Raw genomic sequence first — 26,811 nt, 5'->3', positions numbered from 1 at the left:
TGACTTCCTCCATCCTTGAGGTTTTTGGGTTTGGTCACTTGAAAACTTCTCCAAGTTGGGGTGAAGTCCCTTTTTTATGTCCGAAAATCCTTACGGCTCAAGGCCTCAGATTACTGCAAAACGCTCACAAGTTCATCGGCTCCAACAAAATTAAAATCTATTTTTGCAATTGGTAACTTCTGATTTACATCAGATATCAAGTCTTCTTTCTGTTTTATTACGTTTGGATGTAAATCAATTCCTTTTGAAACATAAAAATACCTAATTCTCAATTTTGGTTTTTTTGTAATTAAATTAATATATGTATCCCTAAATAATTCAAAAATCTTCAATACATTTTCATTGTATCTTTCGACAAAATTGTCTCTTTTAAAATCTAAGTCAAATAAATTTTTGCTTAATCTTGCTAATTTAAGAATGGGTTCCTCACTAAAAGAGTTCTCATATTTTGATTGAATTATTATAAACTCTATATCGACACCCGACTTATACTTTTTATCTTTAAAATTTTCATCTTCTTTTAAAAGATCACCATTGACAAAAAGATAGGCTGAATCTACCCCACCATCATGACTTTTACCGGTTATACCAGATTCGATTTCATCATAACTTAACTCATAAGATTTTAAAATTTGTGTAGCTGAGTAGAACTCAAAGAAATCTGAAACTGAGATAGTTTCCCCAAACACCTCTTTTTCTTGCTTTACTATTTCTTCTAATAGAATTTGACTATTTTTAGACATCTTTGCACCTGCCAATTATTTAGGTTGAACTAATCACAATAAAATATTCGACAAACAGGACTATTTTCCTGCTAAGTCATAGAAAAAGTGAGAAGAGGTACCTATTATGGGAAGCCGCGTGTGTCTTTTTCGCAATTTATGGTTTTGCCTACCACAAAAACCGTCTTAAATCGATTAAAATTACTGTATGAAGAATCCTTTCAGCCTCAATATGAACCAACTCACATACCACGGGCGGAAACATTCGAGGCATATCAAAAGTAGTAGTGACGCGAGGCGCCAGACAGCACCACCGTTAACCCCAGATGTCTAGATCATATGATAAAGGTAATCAACTGGAGCATAGCACAACCCTGTACTTGATCATAGTGGCTTTATTCCACCTTGGCCCCGTAGGACCGGGCTACCTGGACCGCTTGCTCCAGATCGATGCGCACGCCCGTCAAATCAAACGACCGGTAATCGATCCGGTCCATTTTGGCCCCGCGCAAATCGGCTCCTTTCAAAACCGCTTTGAACAGCTTGGCGCCCGAAAGGTCGGCTTCCCGCAAATCCGCCTTCTGCAGGTTGCATTCGGTAAGATCCGCTTCAATCAAACGGATGCCCTTTAGCGCCTGCTTCGACAAGTTTGCCTGCCGCAGGTTCGTATAGGACCACTCTCCGCCCTGAATCGTAATGCCGTCCAAATAAGCGCCAGCGAAGTCGCTGCCCGTCATTTTGCAGTCCTCCCACTTCGAGACAAACAGATTCGCTCCCGCAAACCGGCAATTCGTAAACGCCGACCTCGTATGCAAGGACGCATTCAGCGTCGCCCCGCCAAAATCGCATTCGATGAACCGGCAGCCGGTGGCCCAAATTTCGTTCATTTCCGTGCCGCGGAAAAGGCAGCGCGTGAAAACGCAGCCCTTCAGCTCCCCGCTTTTTAAATCCGCCTGACTGAAATCCTTGTTTGCATAGGTTTGCTCTATGTACTGAAACATGCCCGTGTTCACTCCTTCGGTTTTGCTTACCGCCGTTTGGCTTTTCCTAGAGCGTAACAAACATACGTTCCTTCAACAAGGACGTACATGGCCGAATTTTTACGCAAGACCCGAAAAACGCACCCCTAAAAACGAAATTTTGGACCTGTTTCTTTCCTTCCTCCCCTTCTACAATAGGAGATGCAACAATGAAAGCACTTACAGGAGGTCGGATGCCATGCGTGCCAAACTCGGCGCAAAAACGGCGCAGACCGGAATCGCCGCCCCGGCGGGGAGACGGAACCTGCTGCTGAAGAAGCTTCTAAGCCAGAAATATTTGCAGGTGATGGCGCTGCTCGGCGTCGCCTGGATGATTATTTTCAACTACATACCGATGTACGGAATCATCATCGCATTCAAGCAATACGTCATTACGCGTCCGATTTCGGAAGCCCCTTGGGTCGGGCTGGAGCATTTCAAAGCGTTTTTCGAGGACGAAGACCTGCCGCGCGTCATCTGGAACACGCTCGGCATCAGCCTGATCAAGCTGGTCGTCGGCTTTCCGCTGCCGATTTTGTTCGCGCTGTTCCTGAACGAGCTGCGCTCGATCCGGCTGAAAAAGGCGGTGCAGACGATATCGTACCTGCCCCATTTTCTGTCCTGGGTCATCCTCGGGGGCATCTTGGCCACCTGGCTGTCGGATGTCGGCGTCATCAACCATATCCTGATGGCTCTGCATATCATCGACGAACCGATCAGCTACCTGGCCGAACCGAAGTATTTCTGGGGAATCGTCGTCGCCTCGGACCTTTGGAAGGAGCTCGGATGGTCGGCCATCATCTATCTCGCGGCGATCGCCGGCGTGTCGCCCGATCTTCACGAGGCCGCAACCATCGACGGAGCCGGGCGGTTTCAGCGGATGTGGCATGTGACGCTGCCCGGGATCCGAAGCACGATCACCATTCTGCTCATTTTGGCGGTCAGCGGCATTTTGAACTCGAATTTCGATCAAATTTTGGTGCTCCGCAACTCGCTGAACGAAAGCGCCAGCAACGTGATCGACATCTACGTCTACCAGACGGGCCTCGTCAACAACCGTTTCTCCTATTCGACGGCCGTCGGTCTGATCAAATCGTTGATTGCTTTGGTACTGCTTCTCATCGCCAATTCGGCATCCAAGAGAATCAACGGTACGTCCCTATTTTAACGAAAAGGTGGTTGATGCCCCATGTTCAAACGGAATCGAACAACTGCCGGGGATGCGGCCTTTGACGCCGTCAACGTGCTGATCATGCTTGCCGTCTGCTTCGTGACGCTGTATCCGATCTGGTACGTGCTTGTCAATTCCTTCAACGAAGGCCAGGACGCCATGCGCGGAGGCATTTACTGGTGGCCGCGCGTTTTCAGCCTGGAAAGCTACGAAGCCGTGTTCCGCAGCAGCGGCATCATGACGGCGATGGGGGTCACGGTCGCCAAAACGCTCATCGGCACGGCGGTTCACGTGTTTTTTACGGCCATGGTCGCCTACGCCTTCTCCCGGCGGGAACTCGTGGGTCAGAAGCTGTACATCCTGATCGGGACCGTCACCCTGTTTTTTAACAGCGGCCTGATCCCCTATTATTTGCTTATCCGCGACCTCCATCTGCTGGACAGCTTTTTGGTCTACATCATTCCGGCGATGTTCAGCTTTTTCGATCTGATCATTTTTATGACCTTTTTCCGGGAAATTCCGGACGGGCTGGAGGAAGCGGCCAAAATCGACGGGGCCAACGACCTGTCCATTTTCGTACGGGTCATCATCCCCGTTTCGATGCCGGTCATCGCGACGATCGCGCTTTTCCACGGCGTATACCAATGGAACGACTACTTCACCGGCATGATCTACATCAACAACATGGACCTGCAGCCGATTCAAACCTATTTGTACCGGATCGTCGCGCAGTCCAGCTCGAACCAGATGGCGGCGGCGATGCCCGGCGGCATTTCCAAAAACGTCACCTCCCAGTCCATCAAGCTCGCCACCATGGTCGTGACGACCGCGCCGATCGTTTTGGCCTACCCGTTCCTGCAAAGGTATTTCGTCAAAGGCCTCATGATCGGCTCGATCAAAGGATGAACGGGGCGTTTTAGGAAGTTTTTTCCTTGACGGCAACACAAGTTTCACCAAAATAAATCAAGTGGGGTAAAAGCGTATGAAAAAACATGTTTTCCGCAAAAGCAGCCTGCTGCTCCTCGCCTTCGCCATGATGCTTTCGCTCGCCGCATGCGGCGGATCGTCCGGCGAAGACGCCAAAACGGCAGAACCAGAGAACAAAAACGAACCGGCGCCCGAGACCAAGACGGTATCCGCGGACGAACCCGGCTGGAAAGCCGACACGTCGCCGATCACCTTCGATTGGTATTTGAACTTTTCGTGGTTCGCCAACAAATGGGGCGTCGACCCGACCTCCCAATACGTCACGAAAAAAACCGGCGTCAGCGTCAACTTCATCGTTCCCGCCGGCAACGAAAACGAGAAACTGAACACGATGATCGCCTCCGGCAGCCTGCCTGATTTCATCACGCTCGGCTGGTGGGAGGACGCCGTGAAAACGATGATCGAAGGCGATCTGGTGCTTCCGCTCAACAAACTGGCCGAAGAATACGATCCTTATTTCGTAAAGGTCGCCGATCCGGCGAAAATGGCCTGGTACCAGCAGGAAGACGGCAACACGTACGCTTATCCGAACTCGTCTTCCTCGCCGAAGGATTTTGAAAAATATTCGCGGGAATACGTGTCCAACCAGACGTTTCTCGTCCGCAAAGACATGTACGAAGCCTTGGGCAAACCGGACATGCGGACGCCGGAAGGTTTCCTGAACGCGCTCAAGATGGCGAAGGAAAAGTTCCCGGAAGTCGAGGGCCAACCGCTGATCCCGCTCGGCTTGACCGAATTTAACGACGTGGGCAACAGCAGCCTTGAGGGGTATTTGCAAAACTTCCTCGCCATCCCGTACGAAAAAGACGGCAAGCTGTATGACCGCCAAACCGATCCGGAATATGTCCGCTGGCTGAAGACGCTGCGCCAGGCCAACGAGCAAGGACTGCTCGCCAAAGACGTCTTTATCGACAAACGCCCGCAAATGGAAGAAAAAATTGCCCAAGGCCGCTATTTTGCCATGCTCTATCAGCGCAGCGACCTGACGGCGCAGGAAAACGCGCTGTACGCCAAAGATCCGAATTCGGTATACATCGCGGTGGACGGCCCGGCCAACTCCAAGCTGGATCCGCCGACGCTCGCCGGCCCGGGCATCTCGGGATGGACGGTTACGCTGATTTCCAAAAACGTGAAAGACAAAGCCAGAGCGATCCGCTTCCTGGAATACCTGATCAGCGAAGAAGGCCAGAAGGATCTGTACCTCGGCGAAAAAGGCGTTACTTACGACACGATTGACGGCAAAGACCAATTCAAACCGGAAGCGCTCGAGCTTTTGAACAAGGACCGTTCCGCTTTCGACAAACAATACGGCGCCTCCCTCACCTTCTGGATGATGCAGGACACCAACATGATTTTGCAATGGCAGCCGCCTAGCGTCGAACCGTTCAAGCAAATGGAGGACTGGACCAAAGGCAAAACGAAAAGCTTCTCCCAATACGACAACATCAACCCGACCGGCAACTCGGAAGAAGGCATCGCGAGCAACAAAATCGCCCAAACGTGGGGCAAAACGCTGCCGAAGCTTCTTTTGAGCAAATCGGACGAGGAATTCGACAAGCTTTGGAACGAATTTTTGGAAAAGCGGGACAAAGCCGGCTTTGCCAAAGTCGAAGCGTTCAAACAAGCGAAGTTCGAAGAAAACGTGAAAAAACTTCAGGAATTCCTGAAATAATCGCATGTGATTCCCCATCCAAAAAGCCCCATTTTTTCGCGGGCTTTTTGGATTTTCGTCTATCCCGACTCAAAAATGAACCCGGATGTGATGCCAGTGCCAAAACGCATGCGCCCTTGGACAGACCTGTTTATTCAAAGGCTCGAGCGCTATTCCCTGCAGCAGCGGTTGTTTTTTTCCTATATCGTCATCATTCTCATTCCCGGCATCGTGTTTTCGCTCATCATGTTCCGGCAGCTGAACGAAAGTTACACGAAGGATGTCATCCGCAAAAGCGAAAGCTCCATCGAGGTCGAAAAAACGAACATCAAAAACAACATGGAAACGATGGAACGCGCCGTGCAGATCGCCTTGTCGGACCGGGAGGTCATGAACTACATCGACCGTTCCACCGATCCGGACCCGGCCGAGCTGATCGAATTCAGCAGCAATACGATGAACAATCTTTTGCGGCTTCAATTCAACAATCCCGATCTCGAACATATCCGTATTTTTTCGGACAACCTGCTGATCAGCGAAATTTGGCCCGTCTTTTTGAAGGAAAGCCGGATGGCGAACGAGCCGTGGTACGACGAGGTGCTCCGGCTGAACGGCGGGGCGCTGTGGGAAATATCGGAGCGGGATAAGGAGCCGATCCAAAACCATATCCGCGACGAAAAGGAATTCCGGCAAAAAATGTCGCTGCTGCGGGAAATCGAATACCCGAAGGGCAAACATGTCGGCATCATACAAGTCGATATGCTGCTCAGCCGGTTTTTCCCCAGCACTTACGCCGGCCACGGCAACGGGCAGTCGCAAATGTTCGTCGTCACCCCGAGCGGCGGGCTGTATTACGATCCGTCCCGTTCCCTGCTTCCCGCCTCCGAGCTTGCCGCCGCAAGGCTTGCGGAGAAGCTTTCCCCCACGGAACATGCCGGGGCCTACCGCCACTTCAACTTAAGCCTGTCCGGCGAGCCTTACCTTGCGGTGTATGCCTACATCGACAGCATCGGGGCGTACGTGGTGCAGCTGACGTCGCTGCAGGCGGCGCTGGCGGACCTGAACAAAACCCGGAATACGATTTTGCTCGTGATCGTCGTTTTGATCGCGATTCTGTCGGTCTCGACTTTTTTTCTCAATTCGCTCATTTTGAAAAAATTGCGGCAGCTGACGTTATCCATGAAAAAGATCCGCCAAGGGGACTTCAACGTCCAGCTTCCGGTCGGAGGCGGCAGCGAAGTCGGCGAGTTGACGTTCCACTTCCGCAAAATGATGGGCAAAATCAACGAGCTGATCGCCGATGCGGTCAACAAGCAGGCGGCGACGAAGGAAGCCGAGCTGAAAACCCTGAAAAACCAAATCGATTCCCATTTCCTTTACAACACGCTCGAAAATATCAAAATGCTCGCCGAGGTCGAAAACCAGCGGCCCATATCGGACGCGTTGACGTCGCTCGGCAGCATGATGCGCTACAACCTGAGATGGAGCGGCGAATACGTGCGCCTGCGGGAGGAATTGAACCATGCGCGGCATTATGTCGCATTGATGAACCTGCGGTTCGACCAGCGTATCGTGCTCAATGCCGAGCTGACGGAACGGGATCTTGACCTGGAGGTGCTGAAAATGTCGCTGCAGCCGATCATCGAAAACGCGGTCAAACACGGCCTGAACGGTCATGCCGCAAGCGAGGGCGATTTGACCATCACCTTGACCACCTATACGGACGAGCGGGCGCAAATGATCGTGATCGAAGATAACGGCGCGGGGATGTCCCCGGAAAAAACGCGGCGGCTGAACGAAAAAATACGCGCATCGGACGACGGCCGCAGCATGGAAACCTCGGCGGATTCCGGCGGAACGTCCGGCCGGGACGCCGGCGGGAACGGCATCGGCCTCCGCAACGTCCATCAGCGGCTGCAGCTGTTTTACGGCAGCGAATACGGCCTTTGGGTCGAAAGCGAGGAGCATCGGTACACCCGGGTCATGATCAAGCTCCCCTACTTTAACCTGATCGGAGGCGAAACCGTACATGTACAGACTCTTGATCGTCGATGATGAACGAAATATAAGGATCGGGCTGAAAGCCATGATCGAAAGGGAATACCCTTCCCGTTTCAGCATCGGCCTGGCCGCCGGAGGCGAGGAGGCGCTGGAGATGCACCGGGCCGAAAAAGCGGACATCGTCGTCACCGACATCCGCATGCCGGGCATGGACGGCCTGGAGCTGATCCGGAAGCTGGGCGAGCTTCCTTTCCCTCCGGCGGTGATCATCTTAAGCGGGTATGACGATTTTCAGTATGCGAAGGAAGCGATCGCGCACAAGGTGCGGGAATATTTGCTGAAACCGATCGTGCGCGAGGAATTGTTCCGGGCGTTGAACCGGATGATCGCCGAATTGCGGCAGGAGGAACAAGTGGCGCGCGAACTCGAAGCGCTCGGCAAATACCGCGAGGAGCAGGCCGCGGACCAGCTCAATTATATTTTGCTGCATCCGGACATTCCGGAGGATGAAATCGAGCGCCGCTGCGCCAAAGCCGGCCTCGATCCCGCCGCTGCGCCTTACTGCGTCGCCGTCGTCCGCAAAGAAGATCCGCCGGGCGGGGCTTTGGCGCAGCTGGCCGAATCTTATTGGAAGAGCAGGCAGTCCATCTGCTTCGAGGATAAGGACCGGAATCTCGTCGTCCTGGCCGGCGATGAGGCAGCCGTGACCGATTTTGCCCGGGATGTTCAAGGCAATGGCCTTCGGGCCGACATCGGCGTCAGCTTGAAGGCGGCGGGGGCCGCTCAGCTCAAACGCGGTTACCAAGAGGCCAAACAGGCGCTCAAATATGCCTTTTTGCATGCGCGACCGGGCGGCGGCGTCTTTTATTATGCGGACGTCCGCCGTCTCCCGAAACCGGATCCCGTCCCGGAAGAGCCTTTCCGCAGGCTGGCCAACCTGCTCGGGACCGGAAGGAAACAGGACGTCAAGGAACTGTGGCACGAGATCATGGACCTCGGCGAAATCAAACGCCGCGACATCGCCTACCTGGAGCGTCTCAGCCGGATGCTGAACGAGATGGTGATCGACCGGGTGTTCGCCGATTACGGAGAAGCTTCGGTGGAAATTTTGAAAATCTATAAAAAAATCGGCTACCTCTATCACAGCGAAACCGTGTACGGTTACATCCATGACGCGGAAGCGCTGCTGCTGCGGCTGGACGATTACGTAAAAGACGTCAAGGAGGCCCATGTCGGGCATGCCGAAATGAAAGCGGCGGTCGACTACATCCGGGAGCACTATGACAAGCCGCTCAACATGGCGACCGTCTCCAACCACGTGTCCCTGAATTACTCCTATTTCAGCGAAACCTTTAAGCAGTTTACCGGCATGAGCTTCGTGCCCTACGTCAAAAAAATCCGCATCGAAAAAGCCAAGGAACTGCTCGAGCATAGCCACGGCAAAGTGTACGAAATCGCGGCGCAGGTCGGCTTCGAAAGCGTGAAGCAGTTCAACCGCGTCTTTCGCGAGCACGAAGGCATCTCCCCGATGGAATATCGCGAAAAAGCATGGGCGCATGCCGGAGCGCCGAACGGTTCGAAGGCCAAATGAACAGGCCTTGAATGAAACGAAAGAAGTCCGCGGCAACATGCCGCGGACTATCTTTTTTAACCTTAACGTTTGTAGGCCATTCCCGACGAATCCAGAAGAAGCCGCAGCGTCAGCTCCTTCGTGGAAGAGCAAACGAGATCCGCCCCGGAAGGAGCGAGAATGCCGGCTTCCCCGATCCCGACGGCATGCATGCCGGCCGCTTTGATCGCTTCGATGCCCGCCTGCGAATCTTCGATGCCGATGCAATGGGCGGGATCCGCCCCGGCCAGCTTCGCGCCTTGCAGGAAAATGTCCGGCGCCGGTTTGCCCGGAATGCCGCCGGGGTCCACGATCGCATGGAAATGTTCGTTCAGGCGGAGCGCTTCCAAAATAAGCGGCGCGTTTTTGCTGGCCGACGCGATCACCGCAGGGATGCGGCGTTCCCGGAGTTCGAGCAGCAGCTCCTTGATGCCCGGGTACGTATCCTCGGGGGTCAAGCCCGCCAGCAGCGAGACGTACTCCTCGTTTTTTTCCTGGGCAAGGCGCTCCTTTTCTTCCTGGGAATAATCCTGCTCCCGTCCCCCGTGAACCAGGATTCTCTCAAGCGATTGCATCCGTTCGATGCCCTTGAGCGACTCGTTAAAATCCTCGTCGATGTCGATGCCGATCCGCCGGGCCAGGTTCCGCCAAGCTGTGAAGTGGTATTTTGCGGTATCGGTCACAACCCCGTCCAGATCAAATAATACAGCCTGCAGTTCCATGATATGCCTCCCGGTTCCCTAATCCATGATGTTTTTTGTAAGTTTGATCGCTTTATATTTGATCGTTTTATAAATGAAGCAAGATTTGCGTTTCTTCGAAGATCCGGGTCTGTCCGTTCCATTCCAGCACGACCTTGTACCCGGACGGATTGGCGATATCGGCATGGAGCGTCCCTTCGCGGACGAGCAGCCGAATGTCCATGGCCGTGTCGCCGATCCTCAGCTGCGTCAACGTGACCGGTTTGCCTTCCCAGGCCGCCGGGATCTGCGGTGCAATATGAACCGTCCGCAAATGGGCCAGCGGCTTGACCCCTACGAAATGCCGGATGATCGGGACTGCCATCGCATACAGCGTCCAAGCCTGAACGGCACAGCCGTAATCCGGGGACATTTCGCTCATCGAGCCGGGGAGCGCCATCGAAAAGGTTCGCATCATCCGCTGCAGCAAACAAAGCGCCGCATCCGCGTTTCCGTACATCGCTTCCGCCGTCGCATGGACGCCCGTGGAAATCGTCATCGTTTCGCTTTGATACAACCCGGACAAATACGTCCCGTAATCCCCGACGAACTCGGCGGATCGCATCCGTTTCAGCGCGCGAATCCCCTTCTCCCGATCGGCGATTCCCGTTTCCATCGGGGTGACGATCACCCAGTTTTTGTTCAAAAGCCAGCCCCGGTCCTCTTCCTCGTCCCCGCATGCGGCAAGCAGGCCGTCCAAATATTCCCGATAACCGGATATCCCGTGTTTGGCGGCGTTTTGGACCAAATGATCCACCTTCGGAAGGATATCTTTTTTAGGCGCAACCGCATCCGTAAAAAGCCCCTCCTGCTCGGACCAATATTGGTTGTTGATCGCTTTTTTCATCCGGTCGGCCAGTTCTTCGTAGCGATCCGCCCGATCGGCATCCCCCATCACCCGGCTCATTTGAGCCAATGCCCAAGCGGCTTGCGCCGTATAAACGGCCGAGTCGATCAGCTCCATGTTCAAGCCGGATATTTCGATGATGCCGTAACCCGAAGGGAACAAATCCCCGTCCGGATCCATTTCCCGCAGCAGCCAATCCAAGCCTTGAACGCAGCATTCGTAGTACTCCCGCAAAAATGCGTGATCTCCGTTCCAGCAAAACATATCCCAAACCATGGCGATAAAATGGGCGGTCTCCTGCGTATTGCCCGGATTGGCTACCGCGCCCATCGTCGTGATTTCATGCACGATCCGGCCGTTGCCGTTGGCGTCCTGGGAAAAGCGCCGCAAAAGTTCGGCCGTATCCTGGGCCAGCTCGAACTCCCCGACCGCCATCAAACCTTGAACGGAATACGAATTGTCGCACCCGAACCACCACGGATAATGCGGCGAACCCGCGGTCAAACCGCGGCCGATAAAATCCACGCGCTGCACGAGCCATTGCGTATTCCATTTCACCCAGGCGAAAATGTCGTTCAGCCGCTCTTCGCCTTCCACCTCAAAATGCGAGGCTGCATCGATCTGCGCCATTTTCCGTTTTTTCGCATCAAGCAACCCGTCAAAGTCCTTCAGGTTGCCGTAAGTCGCCTCGCAGTCTTCCCTGGAGGCGTAGGAGCCTGCAATATATACATGAAAAACGTACGTCTCTTTCGGAGCAAGGGTTTTTCCGGCTGAAATCGAAAGCCCGGTGCCTTTTCCTGCCGTCCATTCCGGACCGATCAGACCGTCGCCTGTACGGAGCTGCTGTCCGGTGATCCCGGGCATCTCGGCCCCGAATTTGACGTACCAGTCGTTCCCGCTGTCCTTCGCGATGCCGGCCCAATCCGCCACTTCCACGAACCGGTCCGCTTCGCCGTCCCGGATGCCGATCTCCTCCGAAAACCATACGGGCCGCAAATCGGTCCGGCAGAGCAGCTCAAGCTCCAGCTCGACCTGCTCGTCCGAATAATTATGGAGCTCGTACCGGACAACCATCCCTTTTTCCAGCTCCGGGGCGAACTGGGTCCGCTTCATGGAAACGGGGATATGGCCGAGTCCATGGTCGTAACGGAATTCGCTGCCCCATGCGTAATTGACGAACTCGTCGGCTTTCGCCCATACCGAAATCCCGCGCTTTATATCCCTCATCCGAAGCCAAAACCCGTCAAGCAGTTTGATGGGATGGAGCCAAACGCCGCCCATTTCCCCGGCGACATGGTGCCCGAAATCCGGAAACCAGCCGTCCTGGGTTCCGATGACCTTCATATATTCCCCTGCGTTCAAATAGATCGGAAACGGGTGTCTGCTGCTTGCTTTTTTCATCAGTTTCTCCTCTTCCTTCCGTAGTCTCCATCGCTCTTTCGGACTTACCCCTTCGTCGCGGACGAGAGGGATATGCCTTCGATAAAATATTTTTGCAGGAAGAAAAACACGATGATGGCCGGAAGCATGATCAGCACCGTGGCCGCCATCAGCATATTCCATTCCACGTTATAGAGCCCCTTGAACATGGACAAGCCCAGGGCGAGGGTATATTTCGTATTGGTGTTCAGGTAAATGAGCGGCCCCTGAAAATCGTTCCATACGCCCATAAACGTAAAGATCGATACGGCAATGAGCGGCGGCTTGCTGAGCGGCAGCATGATCCGCGTAAAAATGCCCCAGCGGGACGCGCCGTCCATAAACGCCGCTTCGTCCAAATCCCTCGGAATGCCGCGCATGAACTGCCGGATCAGGAAAATGTTGAAGGCCCCTCCCCCGAAAAACGACGGGATGATGAGCGGCAGGAACGTATCGACCCAGCCGGCTTCTTTGAACATGATAAACATCGGAATCATCGTGACCTGGCCCGGCAGCATCATCGTCGCCAGCAGCACCAGGAACAAAAAACGCTTGCCTTTGAAGCGGAAACGGGCGAAACCGTACGCGCATAACGCGGAAGAGAACACCGTTCCGATCATGACCGGGATCAAAATGATCAGCGTATTTTTAAGAAACAGAAAAAACGGAACAGCCGTCACCGCATTTTTGTAATTCTCCCAATGCCATACCTTGGGAACGAAAGAATCCTGGAAAACTTCGGCCGGCGATTTCAGCGAGGTGGACACGGTCCACAGCAGCGGGACAAGCACGATGGCCGCTCCTGCGACAAGAAGCAGCAACGCGACCAGCCGTCCGGCATTCCAACGTTGGTGTTTGATCATCGCTTTCTTTTCCTCCTTCCTTAATCCCGTTCGTCATCGCCATTGTAATAGACCCACATCGATGAGCTGCGGATGACGATCAGCGTGAAAAGCAGGATGATGGCGAACAAAATCCAGGACAAAGCCGAAGCATATCCCATCTCGAAGCTGACGAAAGCCTTGTTGTACAAGTAGAGGTTGTAGAAAAGGGTAGAGTTGAGGGGACCTCCGTTCGTCATGACAAACGCCTGCGTAAAGTATTGGAACCCGCCGATGATCCCCATGATCAGGTTGAAAAAGATCGTCGGCGAAATCATGGGCACCGTTACGCTCGCAAACCGCCGGAGGGGCCCCGCCCCGTCCAGCTGGGCGGCTTCATACAGCTCTTCCGGAACGCCCTGGAGGCCGGACAAATAAATGATGATGGTGTTGCCCACGCCCCAGATCCCCATGACGATCAGCGCCCCCAGCGCGTAGCTCGGATCCTGAAGCCAGGCCGGCCCTTCGATGCCGAACCAAGCCAAGGCCCGGTTCAAAATTCCGTATTCCGGATTAAAGATCATGATCCACATCATGGACACCGCCACCGCAGGGATGACGGAGGGCATAAAATAGATCAGGCGGAACAGCTTCATGCCCCGCGTGCGCATATTGAGCAGCAGCGCGATCAAAATGGACACGATTTGATACAGCGGCACGGAGACGAGCGCAAAAATGAACGTGACTTTCAGCGATTGGTAAAACAATTCATCATGGAAAATGGCTTTAAAATTATCCAGGCCGACAAACTCGATGGAGCTAATGCCCGTAATGATGTCCCATTTGCTGAAGGACAGGATCAGTGAAAACACCATCGGCCCCAGCGTAAAAAGCAATAAGCCCAAAAACCAAGGAAGGATGAACAAGTAGCCGGCTTTTTCCGAACGTGAATTTCGCATGGAGACCTCCTTGACGATGCGGATGCCGGCCGGATTCGAACCGGCCGCCTCATCCGAAAATAGCTTAAAGGGTGAAGCGGCTTTCGAACCGCCTCACCCGCTCCCGTTATTGCTTGATTTTGCCGTCGACCGCCTTGGCTGCTTCGTCCAACGCTTCCTTCACCGTGGATTTGTCCAGCAATATTTTTTCCATCGCCTTATTGAACTCCTCCGTGAATATCGGAGCATTGGCGGAACGCATCGAGATCGGTTTTTTCGCAAAGTTCATCATTTCGATCACGGGTTTGTCGACCACCTCCGTGCTCTTCACCTGGTCGAGCTCGGCGACCGTCGCAGGCAGCACCTGGCCTTTTTCGGAACGGGCTTTTTGCGCTTCGGTGCCCGACAGCCATTTCATCAGTTCAAACGCTTCTTTTTTATGCTTGCCGTTTGCGTTCATGGCCCAGCCCGCGGCGGCGATGATGCTGGCGCGCTCGCCGTTTGCGCCGGAAGGAATCAGGGCCGATCCGTACTTCACGTCCGATTTGTCCAGGTCGCTTTTTACCCAGCGTCCGGTAATCATCATCGCCAGCTTATCGGTCATGAACATGGAGGAGTCGCCGCCAAGCGTTTCGGTATCCTGCGGCGTCGGGGACACGCGGTCCTCTCCTTTGGTCAGGGCCACGTATTTTTCCATCGCGGCAATCGTCTTGTCGCTGTTCATGAAGCCTTCGGCTTTCGTTCCGTCCTCGTTGCCGATGTCAGCGCCGTTCAGCCAGAGATAGATGTAAATCGGATATTCCCATTTTGTGGCGTTAAAGCCGAATTCCGTCACTTTGCCTTTGCCGTCCTTTTTGGTCAGCTTTTTGGCGGCGTCGATCATGTCGTCCCATGTCCATTTGTCGCTCGGATAAGGGATTTTCGCTTCGTCAAACATCCGTTTGTTGTACCACAGGGCAAGCGGGTTGAAATCCTTGGGCAGGTAATACAGCTTGCCGTTGATTTTGCCCATGTTGATCAGGTCGGGCTGAAAGGCGTCCGTTTTGAACGAGGCGTCGTTTTTGACGTAATCGTCCAGCGGCTCGACGACGCCTTTGTCAACGTATTTGAAGTAATCGCCTTCGCCGATCAGGAATACGTCGGGCGCCTGGCCGGCCGCAAGCGAAGTCGTCAGCTTCGTGGCGTAACCGTCGCCCGGAACCGGCTCAAAAGTAACCTTGATGTTCGGGTGGGTTTCGTTGAATTGGTCGGCCAGCTTTTTCTCTACGGAATCCGCCGACAGTTCCCCCCATGTCGTGAATTTCAGCTCGACGGTCTTTTCCGAAGAGCCGCCGCTTTCCCCGCCGCCGGATGCGGCGTCCTTGGAAGAACCTGAAGAACATGCGCTCAGCACCATGCTGAACATCAACAAAAACGCGAGACCTGCAGACCATTTTTTCATAACCGTTTGACCTCCCTGAATGAAAATAATTAGATGTGCATCCGTTCGAATTGCAATCGGCCTTGAAAACTCATCTTTTGGCCGTAGATCACAAGCTCTATCACTTCTTGGGTGTCGGCCAGAATCTCCATTTCATCCTTCGTTATGTTAAACTGCAATTTCGTGCCCTTCCAGAACAGCGGGAAGGACAAACGCTCCCACGCATCCGGCATTTTCGGATGCACGTGCAGCATGCCGTCCAGCATGCGGACCCCGGCGAATCCCATGACGACGCATTGCCAGATCCCGCCGAGCGAAGCGGCGTGAATGCCTGCATCCGACGAGTGTTCATGCGGACCCAAATCGATTTCGGCGGCTCTGTGGAACAGCTCGTACGCCAGCTTTTTGTCATCGAAATCGCTTGCCAAAATGCTGTGAGTCGAAAAGGAAAGCGACGAATCATGAAGCGTTTTGGGCTCGTAATAATCGTAATTCGCCCGCTTGAGCTCCGGCGCGAACCGGTTTTCCAGCAAATAGAACAGCATCAGGATGTCCGCCTGCTTCGATACCTGCATTTCGTTGACCTGATCAAGGCTGTAATCCTGGAACAAGGTCCCCACCTTCGCCTGCGATTTATAAGGCGTCAAATCCAGCTCTTGTTTTTGCAGGTAGGTATCGTCTTGGGCGATGATTCCGCGTTCATCCGGCTGCGGAAGGTAAAGAGCATCCGCCTTCTCCCGCCATTCCTCCGGTCCGCGCTCCAGCCCCAGCTTGGATTCGAGCCGCTTCAGCAGCTGCGGATCGCGGTTCTTAAGCTCATCGTAATATTGGATGGCAAGCTGCAGGTTAAAATGCGCCATGTAATTGGTAAAAGCGTTGTTGTCCACGTGTTCCTTATACTCATCCGGGCCGATGACCCCGTTGATCTCGTATCTGGAGGCCGCTTCGTTCCACTCCAGGCGGCTTGTCCAAAACACGGCGGTATCGAAAATCATTTCATAGCCGTAATCGTCCATGAACCGCTGATCGCCGCTCGCCCGGTAATAATGCCATACCGCGTAGGCAATATCGGCCGTAATGTGCTGCTCGATGAATCCCGACCAGATTTTCGTCTGTTTCCCCGTGACGACATCGACGGCTCCCCATACGGGAGTCGCTTCCCCGTCGCTCGGCCAAGCGACCTCCCAAGGATACATCGCGCCTTGGAAGCCGTTTTCCTTCGCTTTTTTTCTTGCGCCCTCGAGTCCAAGATACCGGTATTCCAGAAGGGTTCTGGCCACCTTCGGATCGCTGTAGATAAAAAACGGAAGAATGAAAATTTCGGTATCCCAAAACGAGTGCCCTTTGTATCCTTCGCCGCTGAGGCCCTTCGCGCCGATGCCCATGCGGCGGTCATGCGCGGGCGTCATGATGGTCAGGTGATAGATCGCAAACCGGAGCGCGAGCAGGTCGAACGGGCTTTCGGATTCGATGTCGAAGCGGTGCCGCTGCCAAATATCCGCCCACGCCTGGCGGTGCCGCTCGAAAAGCCGCTCGTATCCGGCCTCCTCCGCTTTCTGAAGCGCTTCCAGCGAATGCGCGCGCAGGTTTTTAAGGTCGCCGGCTGCCTCGATATCCGCATCGCGGCTCGTATGCACCTGGACGAATTTATGCATCTCAAGCGCCTGCCCGGCCTTCACATCGAAACGGTACGCCATTTCCATCTTGCGCCGCTCGATCTCCATCTGCGGCTCGGGCTCGAACGGCACCTCGTCGATCCGGAATCGATGCAGGGCGCTCAGAACGAAATCAACCTTGGACTCGGTCGTCGTCTGCACGAGCTGCAGATATTTTTTGTCAAAAATCCTTTTTTCGCCTTCATGGAAATGCTGGCTCCCCGAATTGGCGACCTGCGCGTTGATGCCGGAAGCGAGCCGGAGCGCGATGCCCTCGTCAAGCGGCGTCATTCGCAGCTTCATCCCGATCAAATGGAGGTCATCCATCGACACGAAACGGCTGAACTCGAACCGGATCCTCTTCCCGTCCGGGCTCCTCCACACGAAAGAGCGGGTCAATTCCGCGTCGCGGAGGTTAAGCGTCCGGGCGTATTCGGTCACGTCCCCGGTCTCCAGTGAAAACCGCCGACCGTCGATCAGCATTTCGATTTGCGTGACGTCGGCCGCGTTCGGCAGCTCGGTAACCTCCAAGTCGTCAAACCGGTTAAACGTGCCGTTCACGAACAAGTTCCGGGTTCCCCCGACGTAAGCCTCCTCCGTAGCGGAGCGGAGCCCCATGTATCCGTTCCCCAGTGACATCACCGATTCGCATTTGCCTTGGGCCAGCGGGTTGAACGACGTTTCCGTGAAACTCCACTGTTCGAGCTCCGGCTTTTGCGCGTTGTAGCTTAGCATGCATCCCAACTCCCATCTGTCTAAAAGCCTTGATTCTACGGTTCCGAAATCGATTTCGGAACGCTTAAAAAAATAATTTACGATCTTAGAAAGCGCTTCCGGGCTGATTATAGCACCGCCACGGATTCCCTGTCAACCAGATGGAACGGAATTTTTTGGTGCTGCCCCGCCGCCTTTTTCTCCAGAATGCGGATGACCTGTTCAAAAGCCAAAAAAGCCATTTTTTCAAAATCCTGATGAATGGTCGTGAGCTTAGGGGTCGTATAGCTGGATAACACGATGTCGTCAAAACCGATAACCGAAAGCTTTTCCGGAATAGGAATCCCCAGCTCGCGGCACCGGCTCATGAATCCGATGGCCATCAAATCGCTCGCAAAAAAAACGGCCGTCATCTCCGGATGCTCCTGCACATAGGAATCGGCCATTTCATAGGCGTATTCTTCGGTGTAATCCCCATTGACCACCAGGGACGGATCGTATGGAATCCCGTTGTCCTCCAGCGCCCGGCGGTATCCTTCAAGGCGTTCCTTGCTCACGACCGCATAATTATGGCCGTTGACCATTCCGATTCGGCGGTGGCCGCGGTCAATCAAATATTGAACGGCGCATTTCGCCGCAGCGACGTTGTCCGTCATGATGGATCCCGTGTTCGAGCCCGTTAAATCCGCGTCGATGACGACGCACGGGAAGTTGCTGTCCACGATTTCGAGGAAATAGGGGTCCGTCGTTTTCAAGCCGGTGATGACCGCTCCGGATACTTTATGTTCTTTGCAAAATTGCCAATACGACTTATCCTGCTGCTCGGACAAGCTGCGGGTATACAGCAGCACCTCGTAATTGTAATGGGAGGCCGCTTCGAAAATCCCCGTCATCATTTTGAACAGCACGCCGTCTTTGCCGTTGGAATACTCGAAATTGGAGAAGATGAGGGCGATGGATTTCGTCACCTTTTGCTTCAGGTTTTTAGCCAGCATGTTCGGCGAATAATTCAACTCTTCAACGGCCTTCAGCACCTTTTTTCTCGTTTCCTCGCTGACGTCGGCATACCCGTTCAGCGCTTTGGACACCACGGTGGTCGATACGTTCGCGTGTTTTGCCACATCTTTAATCGTCGCCACCTGGTTCACCTCCTGTATTTTTGCACTTATGCGGAATGGTCACATATTCACTAATTAAATCACAGCGCCCAAATCCTGTCAAAACCGATTTCGCCCGGCCTACCGGCCCCGAATTTCGGCTGCCTCCATTCCCCTCTTTTTAAATTCGCGGTTTTATATTATATTTCTCTTAAAAACGACAGCGCTTTCATGATAAACTTCGGAAGCCCCCAAGAGCCGGAACGGTGCGGGAATCCGCTGTATTCATAAAAATCCTTTTAAAGTATAATTATTCCAGATGAACGCGATCAGACAAGGGGTGACACCATGTACAAAGTTTTTATCGTCGACGACGAAGCTGTCGTCCGGGACGGCTTGAAGCGGACGATCGACTGGCAGGAGCACGGCTTTGAGCTGATCGGCGATTTCGCGAACGGCCGGGAAGTGCTGGAGGTGATGGAGCATACGGTACCGGACGTCATCATCTCCGATATCTCCATGCCGTTTATGGACGGACTGGAGCTGGCCGCCAACGTAACCCGGAAATATTCGTACGTCAAAATCATCATCCTGACCGGCTTCGACGAGTTCGAATACGCGCAGCAGGCCATCCGGCTGAAGGTGTCCGACTTTATTTTGAAGCCGATTACGGCCCATGAAATGCGCGAGCTGCTGCGGAAGGTCAAATGCGAAATGGACGAGACGGCCCGGCAGCACGAGGATTTAAGCCGATTGTACAGCCAATTGAAGCAAAGCCTGCCGCTGCTTAAGGAACGTTTTTTGGAGCGGCTCGTCGTCAGCGGCTTAAGGCCGGCCGAAATCGAGGAACGTTTTCGCTACTTCGGGCTTAACCCCCTCCTCCCGCTTCAGCTCGTCATGGTGGCGGACATCGACGATTTCGGCGCGCGGCAGCTTCAGGCGGAAACGGGAAACGATACCGAAATTTTGCGCTATGCAGCCTACAACGTGCTGGAGGAGATCGCCGAACGCGAAAATTTGCTGCTGTTTCGGACGCGAGAGGAACGTCTCGTGCTGGTCGTCTCCGGCAACGCCGAAGCAGCCGGGCTTTACGAGCGGGCTTACCGCATCGCCGAAGAAGCCAGGTTTTACATCGAAAAATTTTTGAAATTTACGGTCAGCATCGGCGTCGGACAAGCGGTCAAAACCGCGGAGGAGCTTCCGGCCTCCTATAAAAGCGCCCTCTCCGCCCTGGATTACCGGTTTTTGCTCGGCAAAAACCGCGTCCTCAGCATTTTGGACTTCGAAGACCGGCCTGCCTACGAAAACCATCTGCGCGGCGATTGGGACCGCAAGCTCGCTTCCGCCGTCAAAACCGGCTCCTTGGAGGAGGTCCGGGAGCTCATTAAGCGGTTCGTCGCGGATTTGAAGGAAAGCATGGCTCCGCTCGATGCCTGCATTTTGCATATCCAAAAGGTCGTCCTGTCGCTGATGAATACGGCGCAGGAGCTTGGGCTCGACAACGCCCGGCCGATCCGCCTGACCGACGCCGACCGCTACAAAACACTGGACGAAATCGGGGCATGGCTTGAAGAAGCGGTGTCTTCCGTCATGTCCGCCATCGCCGAAAACCGCAACCATCATACCCTGGCGCAAGTCCGGAAAGCGGTCGAATACATCGAAACCCACTATGCGGAAGAAAAAATGTCGCTGCAGGATATATGCCGCCATTGCCTGATGAGCACAAGCTATTTCAGCCTGGTGTTCAAGCAGCATACCGGCGAAACGTTCGTCGAATATTTGACCCGGGTCCGCATGGACAAAGCCAAGGAAATGCTGCAGCACACGATGTTGAAATTTTACGAAATCGCCGGCAAGGTCGGGTATGGCGACCCGAATTACTTCAGCATTTTGTTCAAAAAGCACGTCGGCATGACGCCGCGGGAATACCGCGACAAATTCGCCAAGGAGAGCCGGGCGTGATGCTCAAACCGAACAAACGAACTTCCATCATTCCGTTTCCGCCGTTCAAGAGCATCCAGTCGAGCATCTTTTTCACGTTTTCATGCCTGATCCTGGTGACGGTCATGGTCATCAGCTTGAACAGCTACCGATTGTCGGTGGATGCGGTCGAGACGAACTCGCAAAGCTACGTGCAGGAAATCATCAAGCAGGTGAATTCCAACATCCAGTCGTACATCGACAACATGGAAAACATCAGCATGCTCGCCATGACCAACAAAGACGTCAAATATTACATTTCGGACAACAGCTTCATCAGCAAAAGCGACCGCATGCCGTACGAAAAGCGAATTTCCGACTTGTTTCAGGCGATTTTGTACTCCCGCAAAGACATTTCGGCGATCATGGTGTTCGGTTATAACGGATTTAACGTGTCGGACCGGCGAATCACCCTGCTCAATCCATACGTCAAGCTGGAGGAGCAATCCTGGTACAAGGAGGCGAAGCGGAAAGGCGGCCAATCCGTCATCTCGCCTCCCCACGTCCAAAACATCATCCAAAACGAATACCGCTGGGTCGTCTCCTTAAGCCGGGAGCTCAAAAGCACCGACGGCATCCGGGGCGAAGGCATTTTCCTCGTCGATCTGAACCTGAGCATCATCAACGACATTTGCAGCCAAATCAACATGGGCAAAAAGGGGTACGTCTTTATCGTCGATAAATCCGGAAACATCGTCTACCATCCGCAGCAGCAGCTCATCTACAGCAATTTGCGCTCGGAGCAGATTTCGCGGGCGGCGTCGGCCAAAAGCGGCACCTCCTTCACCGTCGACGACGACAAGGGCAAACGCGTTTATTCCGTTCAGGATACGAATTTCGGCTGGAAAATCGTCGGCGTCGCTTACACGGACGATTTGATCGCAAACGAGGGCATGATCCGCAATTCGATTTTGATGTACGCCCTCATCGGGATTCTCTTTTCCCTGCTGCTGTCGCTGTTTTTGTCCTACCGCATCTCGAAGCCTTTGCGCATTTTGCAGCGCGACATGAAAAAAGTGGAACGGGGCAATTTCGACGTGCGTACCAACATCGAACCGATCAACGAGATCGGGCAGCTCGGTCGGTCCTTCAACCTGATGACGGCGCAGATCAAAAACCTGATGGAGGAAATCATCGACAACCAGGAAAGCAAGCGAAAAAGCGAGCTGATGCTGCTGCAATCCCAAATCAACCCGCATTTTTTGTACAATACGCTCGATTCGATCATCTGGATGGGCGAGCAGAAAAAACACGAGGAGGTCGTCCTGATGACTTCCGCCCTGGCGAAGCTGTTCCGGGCCAGCATTACCAAAGACAAGGAGCTTGTGCCGATCCGCGTCGAAGTGGAACACATCACCAACTACTTGTTGATCCAAAAAATGAGATACGGCGAGCAGCTGGAATACGAGATCGACGTTTCCCCGGACATCATGCACTATAAAACGCTCAAAATCCTGCTTCAGCCGTTCGTGGAAAACGCTATTTACCATGGCATCCGCAACAAACCCGAGCCCGGGAAAATCACGATCCGCGGCCGCGAGCAAAACGAGACGATCCTTTTCGAGGTCGAGGACGACGGGATGGGCATGACGCCGGAGCAGCTTGAAAACATTTGGACGATGCACGACAAAAAACAAGGCGCCAAATCGACGAGCGGCATCGGCATCGGCAACGTCCATGAGCGAATCAAGCTTTTTTTCGGGCAAGAGTACGGCATCCGAATCCAAAGCGAGCCGGAAGAAGGCACGGTCGTCACGATCGCCATTCCGAAAATAAAGGAGTAGCGCCCATGCGAATTCAACGTGCCACGCTGCTCTTGACCATTATTTTTATCGCGTCCGTCGTGTATGTCATTTTGTATTTCAAGCTGTTTATCCCGGCGCCGGAGCATGAACGGAGCATTACCGTCATTTTGAAGGAACATAACATCCGCTCGGACTTTTGGCAGACGGTCAGCAGCGGAGCGAAAGCCGCCGCCAAAGAGGCGGGAGCAGAGATCGCCATTGCCGGCCCGCTGCAGGAGACCGACGTGGACGGCCAGGTCGAGCTGCTGGAGGAAATATTGGCGCAAAAACCGCAGGCGGTCGTGATCGCTCCGATCAATGACGACAGGGTGACCGAGCGGCTGCAAAAAATACAGGAAGCCAAAATCCCCCTCGTCATCATCGATACGCCGGTGAAGCTCGGTTCCGCGCCGGCTTTCGTGTCCAACGACCACACCGCCGCGGGCGTTCAGGCGGGAAAAGTGACGCTCGAGCAGACGGGGAACCGCCCCAAATCCGTCATTATCGGCGATTTTGCCGCGTCGGGCGTTTCGGCGGAACGGGAAAAGGGCATTCGCCAAGCGCTCCTTCCCTATGGCCAAAGCGTGTACGGCACGTATTACTGCTCGGATTCGGAGGAACGCGCGTATTTGATCGCCAAAACGATGATGCGGGACCACGGCGATTTAAACGCCATCATTGCCTTAAACGAATCGGCGGCGCTGGGAGCCGCCAAAGCGATCAAGGATGCGAGCAAAATCGGGCTCATCAAGCTGATCGGCTTCGACACGTCCGCTTACGAAATCCGCCTGCTCGAAGAAGGCACGTTAAACGCCACCGTCGTCCAGCAGCCGTTCAACATCGGCTACCTCGGCGTGCAAACGGCGCTCGACATGCTGGACGGCAAAAAGGTCAAGCCGGTGACGTATACGAATTCGATCGTCGTCACGAAAGAAAATATGTACTCCCAGGAAAACCAGAAGCTTTTGTTTCCGTTTATCGATAAATGAATCATGCTAGCGATCCTTATGAAAGGTGTGAGCGCCGATGAACTCCCGCCTGCTGCTTAACCTGGCGAAGCTGTCGATTTCGTTCATGCTCCTCTCCCCGCTGTTGTTGTCCTGTTCCGGCACGAATCCGCCGAAGCCGGCGCTGAAGCCCAAAGACAATCCGCCGGCGGTGATCAATTTCATCGCCTCGGAATACAGCTCGCAAACGAGGCCGCTGCTCGAAAACCTGGTGCAGGACTTCATGCTGAAAAATCCGGACATCGTGATCAATCTTCAAGTCGCCAACTGGGACATCCTGGACATCATTTATACGACCATGATCAGCAAAAACCAGCCGCCGGATCTGCTGAACACCAACGTGTACACGCATTTTGCAAGCGACGGCCTGCTGAACGACATGGATGACCTGATGTCGCCGGAGCTGAAAAAGAAATTTTATCCCGACCTGCTCAAGCTGGACAACTGGAACGGAAAGCAATACGCCATCCCTTACGTCTCTTCGACGAGGAAGCTGTATTACAACAAGGCGTTGTTCCGCGAAGCGGGGATCGAAGCGCCGCCGCAAACGTGGTCCGAGCTCAAGGAAGATGCCCGCAAAATCAAACGCTCCGGCAAAGCCCGCGGGTTCGGGGTGGATCTGACCGACAACGAAATTCAGGCCTACCTTTCCTACTTTTTCCTGGGCGCCGGCGGCGGGTGGATCAAAGACGGAAAATGGACCATCAACTCGCCCCAAAACGTGGAAGGCCTTACCTTTTTGAGGGATATGTACGCCGAGGGATTGACCGATGCCGACCCGACGGTGACGACCCGGGACGAGAAGCAGCGCGTCCTCGGCGACGGCAAGCTCGGGATGATGATTTCTGGCAACTATTTCAATCTCGTCGTTCCGCGCGAATTCCCGAACCTCGAATACGATAAGGGGCCCATCCCCGTCAAGGACGGGGTGAAGCCGATCAACTTCGGCGTGCACGACATGCTCGTGTCGTTCAAAACCGACCACACGAACAAAGAGGCCATCTCGAAATTTCTCGATTACCTGTATTCCAGCCCCGTCTATGAGGAGATCATCCAGCAGGAGGGTTTCCTTCCCGTCACGCAGCTGACCGGGGAACGCCTGGGGTCGGCCAATCAAGAGATGAAAGCCGATTTGGCCGCGCTGCGGAAAGCCAGCTTTTACCCGATCCAGCAACCCGAATGGCAGGCGGTGATGGATACGGCCCGGAAAATGGGGGACGCCGTGCTTCACGACCATATGTCGCCGCAGCAGGCGCTCGACGAACTGCAGAAATTCGCCGAGGAGGAGCAGCGGAAGCTGATGAAGCAGCATAAGAAATAACATTTATCGACGCACTTTCTATGAAGACAGACCGCGTTTATAGGTAGTTAATCTTGCAATATCAGGAAACAACAGCTCTGTAGTTTATTCCTTCTGATATTATAAAATTAACGATGCAAAGCGAGGAAAGCCGGACACAGGGTCCGGCTTTTTTGCGCTTTGACGAGAAGAAATGCTGATGAAAAAAAGCGGGTAGCAAAGGAGACGGAATCGATCTGAAGAAGCGATAGCGGTCGCCTTTGTCCCCGAATTTTCACTTTTTGGAAAGATATCATTCAATAAAATTTGGGGGCAACAGCGATCGGAAGAACGATCTAGATCAGCAGCTGCAGCATCGCTTATTTTCAATCATATATCATAGAACCCAATTTTCCGGAAAGAGAAAATAACAAAGAATTCATGGAAGAATTTCGATAGAGTGATGGAGCCTCTCTCTTTATGATTACTGTAGGCGCTGTAATTCGAGGGCAGCAGACAATATGGCGTTTGAACACGATTCCAAGGGAGGGTTAGCTTTTATGGTGTCTAAAACAAGATTGGCTGCGCTTGGCATCGCGGCATTGATGGCCGTCGCCCCGCTTGCAGGCTGCGGCAGTTCCAAGGAAGAAGCGAAACAGACGGAACCCGCCAAAACGGAAGAACCGGCGGCAACCAATACGGATGGCGGAGCCAAAACGGGCAGCGACGACGGAGCCAAAAAACTGACGGGCGAATTCGAAATCCAATATTTCGTCGGCGGCTACGGCGATAAATGGTGGAAAAAAGTCATCGCCGATTTTCAGGCCGCAAATCCGGATTTGAAAATCAAGGAAAGCGGCGGCCCGAAAATCAACGATCAGATGAAACCGCGCTGGGTTGGAGGCAATCCGCCGGATTTCGTCTACATCGACGGACCGAACCTGAACGACCGGCAAATGGTCGAAGACGGGCAGCTGGAGGATTTGACCGACTGGATTAAGGACGCCAAAAATATCGACGGCGACAAAATTTCCGATATTTTGGCCCAGCCTCCGCAGCTGTTCGACGGCAAGGTCTACGACATTCCGCTCGTTCTGAATTCCTGGGGCGTCTTCTGGGATAAAGCCCTTTTCAAAGAAAAAGGCTGGGAAGAGCCGACCGACTGGCAGTCCTTCATGGCCGTCAGCGACAAGATCAAAGCGGCCGGCGTGACGCCGTTTATCCATACGGGCAAATACCCGTACTACATCAACGGCGCGATCCTGTATCCGGCCATCGTGTCTGCGAATAACAACGACATATCGATCCTTCAGGACATGGCGGCATCCAAGGTGGAAGCCTTCCAAAGCCCTGCCGTCCTAACTGCCCTGAACAAAATCGTGGAGCTGCGCGACAAAGGGTTCATCGACAAAGCTTCCATCCAAATCAACCATACCGATTCCCAAATGCTGTTCCTGCAGCATAAGGACGCGTTCATCCCGAACGGCCTCTGGCTGCCGAACGAAATGGCGAAAGACATTCCGGGCGGATTCGCCTTCGGCTTCATTCCTTCGCTTACGCAGGACAACGGCGGCAAAGTCGTGGCCAACACGTCCACGGCGAACGTAGCGATCGCCAAAAACGCGAAAAACAAGGAAGCGGCGAAAGCGTTCCTGCAGTTTATTTTCTCGAAGGCGCAAGCTTCCCAATGGGCCGAGCTTAGCGGCGCTCCTTCCAACATCAAAGGCGACATCAGCGATTCCAACGCGCCGAGCCACGTGAAGGACGCGGCCAAATATTTGACCGACCCGAACACGGTCGTCGTGCCTGCCATCACCTTCAACGCTGACGTCGATAAGGCCATGCAGGATGCGACCGACGCGCTGACCATCGCCAAAATCACCCCTGAGCAATGGGTGGAACGCGTGGTCGAAGCGGCAAAAAAAGCCAACAAATAAAAAATTGAATCCA

The 26,811-nt window shown here is 53.8% G+C and carries 19 protein-coding genes; 10 read left to right on the top strand and 9 right to left on the bottom strand.

Annotated elements, in window-relative coordinates:
• Window positions 1-110: 110 nt before the first annotated feature.
• Window positions 111-743 carry a hypothetical protein gene (locus tag AC27KL_RS20300; protein WP_487170809.1) on the bottom strand — a complete coding sequence of 211 codons (633 nt, stop codon included), beginning with the start codon at window positions 741-743 and terminating at the stop codon, window positions 111-113.
• Window positions 744-1,117: 374 nt separating this feature from the next.
• Window positions 1,118-1,723: a pentapeptide repeat-containing protein gene (locus tag AC27KL_RS20295; protein ID WP_487170808.1), complete on the bottom strand. Its 606-nt coding sequence runs from the start codon at window positions 1,721-1,723 to the stop codon at window positions 1,118-1,120.
• A 217-nt stretch (window positions 1,724-1,940) separates the two neighbouring features.
• Between AC27KL_RS20295 and AC27KL_RS20290 the strand changes: the two genes are divergently transcribed.
• From AC27KL_RS20290 to AC27KL_RS20270, 5 genes are all read left to right on the top strand, one after another.
• Entirely contained in the window at window positions 1,941-2,909 is a 969-nt protein-coding gene (locus AC27KL_RS20290) for an ABC transporter permease (protein ID WP_487170807.1), read from the top strand.
• Window positions 2,910-2,930: 21 nt separating this feature from the next.
• Window positions 2,931-3,818, top strand: a complete 888-nt coding sequence (locus AC27KL_RS20285; RefSeq protein ID WP_487170806.1) for a carbohydrate ABC transporter permease — start codon at window positions 2,931-2,933, stop codon at window positions 3,816-3,818.
• Between the two features lie 76 nt (window positions 3,819-3,894).
• Window positions 3,895-5,571: a type 2 periplasmic-binding domain-containing protein gene (locus AC27KL_RS20280; protein ID WP_339323996.1), complete on the top strand. Its 1,677-nt coding sequence runs from the start codon at window positions 3,895-3,897 to the stop codon at window positions 5,569-5,571.
• Between the two features lie 96 nt (window positions 5,572-5,667).
• On the top strand, window positions 5,668-7,605 hold the full coding sequence (locus tag AC27KL_RS20275; RefSeq protein WP_487170805.1) for a cache domain-containing sensor histidine kinase: 1,938 nt from the start codon (window positions 5,668-5,670) through the stop codon (window positions 7,603-7,605).
• Window positions 7,580-9,142 (top strand): response regulator, encoded by a 1,563-nt coding sequence (locus AC27KL_RS20270; RefSeq protein WP_487170804.1) that lies wholly within the window; start codon window positions 7,580-7,582, stop codon window positions 9,140-9,142. Before AC27KL_RS20275 ends, AC27KL_RS20270 begins: the two co-directional genes overlap by 26 nt.
• A gap of 62 nt (window positions 9,143-9,204) precedes the next feature.
• Here AC27KL_RS20270 and pgmB read toward each other — a convergent pair whose 3' ends face one another.
• The 7 genes from pgmB to AC27KL_RS20235 form a co-directional block, all read right to left on the bottom strand.
• Window positions 9,205-9,882, bottom strand: a complete 678-nt coding sequence (gene pgmB / locus AC27KL_RS20265) for a beta-phosphoglucomutase (RefSeq protein ID WP_339323993.1) — start codon at window positions 9,880-9,882, stop codon at window positions 9,205-9,207.
• Window positions 9,883-9,949: 67 nt separating this feature from the next.
• The gene (locus tag AC27KL_RS20260; RefSeq protein ID WP_487170803.1) at window positions 9,950-12,148 is read right to left on the bottom strand and encodes an MGH1-like glycoside hydrolase domain-containing protein; all 2,199 of its coding nucleotides are present in this window, start codon (window positions 12,146-12,148) and stop codon (window positions 9,950-9,952) included.
• Window positions 12,149-12,192: 44 nt separating this feature from the next.
• Complete coding sequence (locus AC27KL_RS20255) at window positions 12,193-13,029, bottom strand: carbohydrate ABC transporter permease (RefSeq protein WP_339323991.1); 837 nt, start codon at window positions 13,027-13,029, stop codon at window positions 12,193-12,195.
• A 20-nt stretch (window positions 13,030-13,049) separates the two neighbouring features.
• A complete protein-coding gene (locus AC27KL_RS20250) occupies window positions 13,050-13,946 on the bottom strand; it encodes a carbohydrate ABC transporter permease (RefSeq protein ID WP_339323990.1) in 897 nt (298 codons plus the stop codon).
• A 106-nt stretch (window positions 13,947-14,052) separates the two neighbouring features.
• Window positions 14,053-15,366: an ABC transporter substrate-binding protein gene (locus AC27KL_RS20245; protein WP_487170802.1), complete on the bottom strand. Its 1,314-nt coding sequence runs from the start codon at window positions 15,364-15,366 to the stop codon at window positions 14,053-14,055.
• Window positions 15,367-15,395: 29 nt separating this feature from the next.
• Complete coding sequence (locus AC27KL_RS20240) at window positions 15,396-17,735, bottom strand: glycoside hydrolase family 65 protein (protein WP_487170801.1); 2,340 nt, start codon at window positions 17,733-17,735, stop codon at window positions 15,396-15,398.
• A gap of 107 nt (window positions 17,736-17,842) precedes the next feature.
• Window positions 17,843-18,853, bottom strand: coding sequence for a LacI family DNA-binding transcriptional regulator (locus tag AC27KL_RS20235; RefSeq protein ID WP_487170800.1), 1,011 nt, complete (start codon window positions 18,851-18,853; stop codon window positions 17,843-17,845).
• A gap of 306 nt (window positions 18,854-19,159) precedes the next feature.
• Here AC27KL_RS20235 and AC27KL_RS20230 point away from each other — a divergent pair, with 306 nt between their 5' ends.
• The 5 genes from AC27KL_RS20230 to AC27KL_RS20210 all read left to right on the top strand — a co-directional run bounded on the left by AC27KL_RS20230 (window position 19,160) and on the right by AC27KL_RS20210 (window position 26,798).
• Window positions 19,160-20,773: a response regulator gene (locus AC27KL_RS20230; RefSeq protein WP_487170799.1), complete on the top strand. Its 1,614-nt coding sequence runs from the start codon at window positions 19,160-19,162 to the stop codon at window positions 20,771-20,773.
• Window positions 20,773-22,575: a cache domain-containing sensor histidine kinase gene (locus tag AC27KL_RS20225; RefSeq protein ID WP_339325074.1), complete on the top strand. Its 1,803-nt coding sequence runs from the start codon at window positions 20,773-20,775 to the stop codon at window positions 22,573-22,575. The genes AC27KL_RS20230 and AC27KL_RS20225 overlap by 1 nt, the downstream gene beginning before the upstream one ends.
• Window positions 22,576-22,580: 5 nt before the next feature.
• Complete coding sequence (locus AC27KL_RS20220; RefSeq protein ID WP_487170798.1) at window positions 22,581-23,564, top strand: substrate-binding domain-containing protein; 984 nt, start codon at window positions 22,581-22,583, stop codon at window positions 23,562-23,564.
• A 37-nt stretch (window positions 23,565-23,601) separates the two neighbouring features.
• Window positions 23,602-24,903 carry an extracellular solute-binding protein gene (locus tag AC27KL_RS20215; RefSeq protein ID WP_339323984.1) on the top strand — a complete coding sequence of 434 codons (1,302 nt, stop codon included), beginning with the start codon at window positions 23,602-23,604 and terminating at the stop codon, window positions 24,901-24,903.
• A 518-nt stretch (window positions 24,904-25,421) separates the two neighbouring features.
• Entirely contained in the window at window positions 25,422-26,798 is a 1,377-nt protein-coding gene (locus AC27KL_RS20210) for an ABC transporter substrate-binding protein (RefSeq protein ID WP_487170797.1), read from the top strand.
• Window positions 26,799-26,811: the final 13 nt, after the last annotated feature.

The organism is Paenibacillus sp. YAE3 (genome assembly GCF_057546105.1).
The sequence above is the reverse complement of the archived record's forward strand: the minus strand, read 5'-3'. Positions and strand labels throughout refer to the sequence as shown.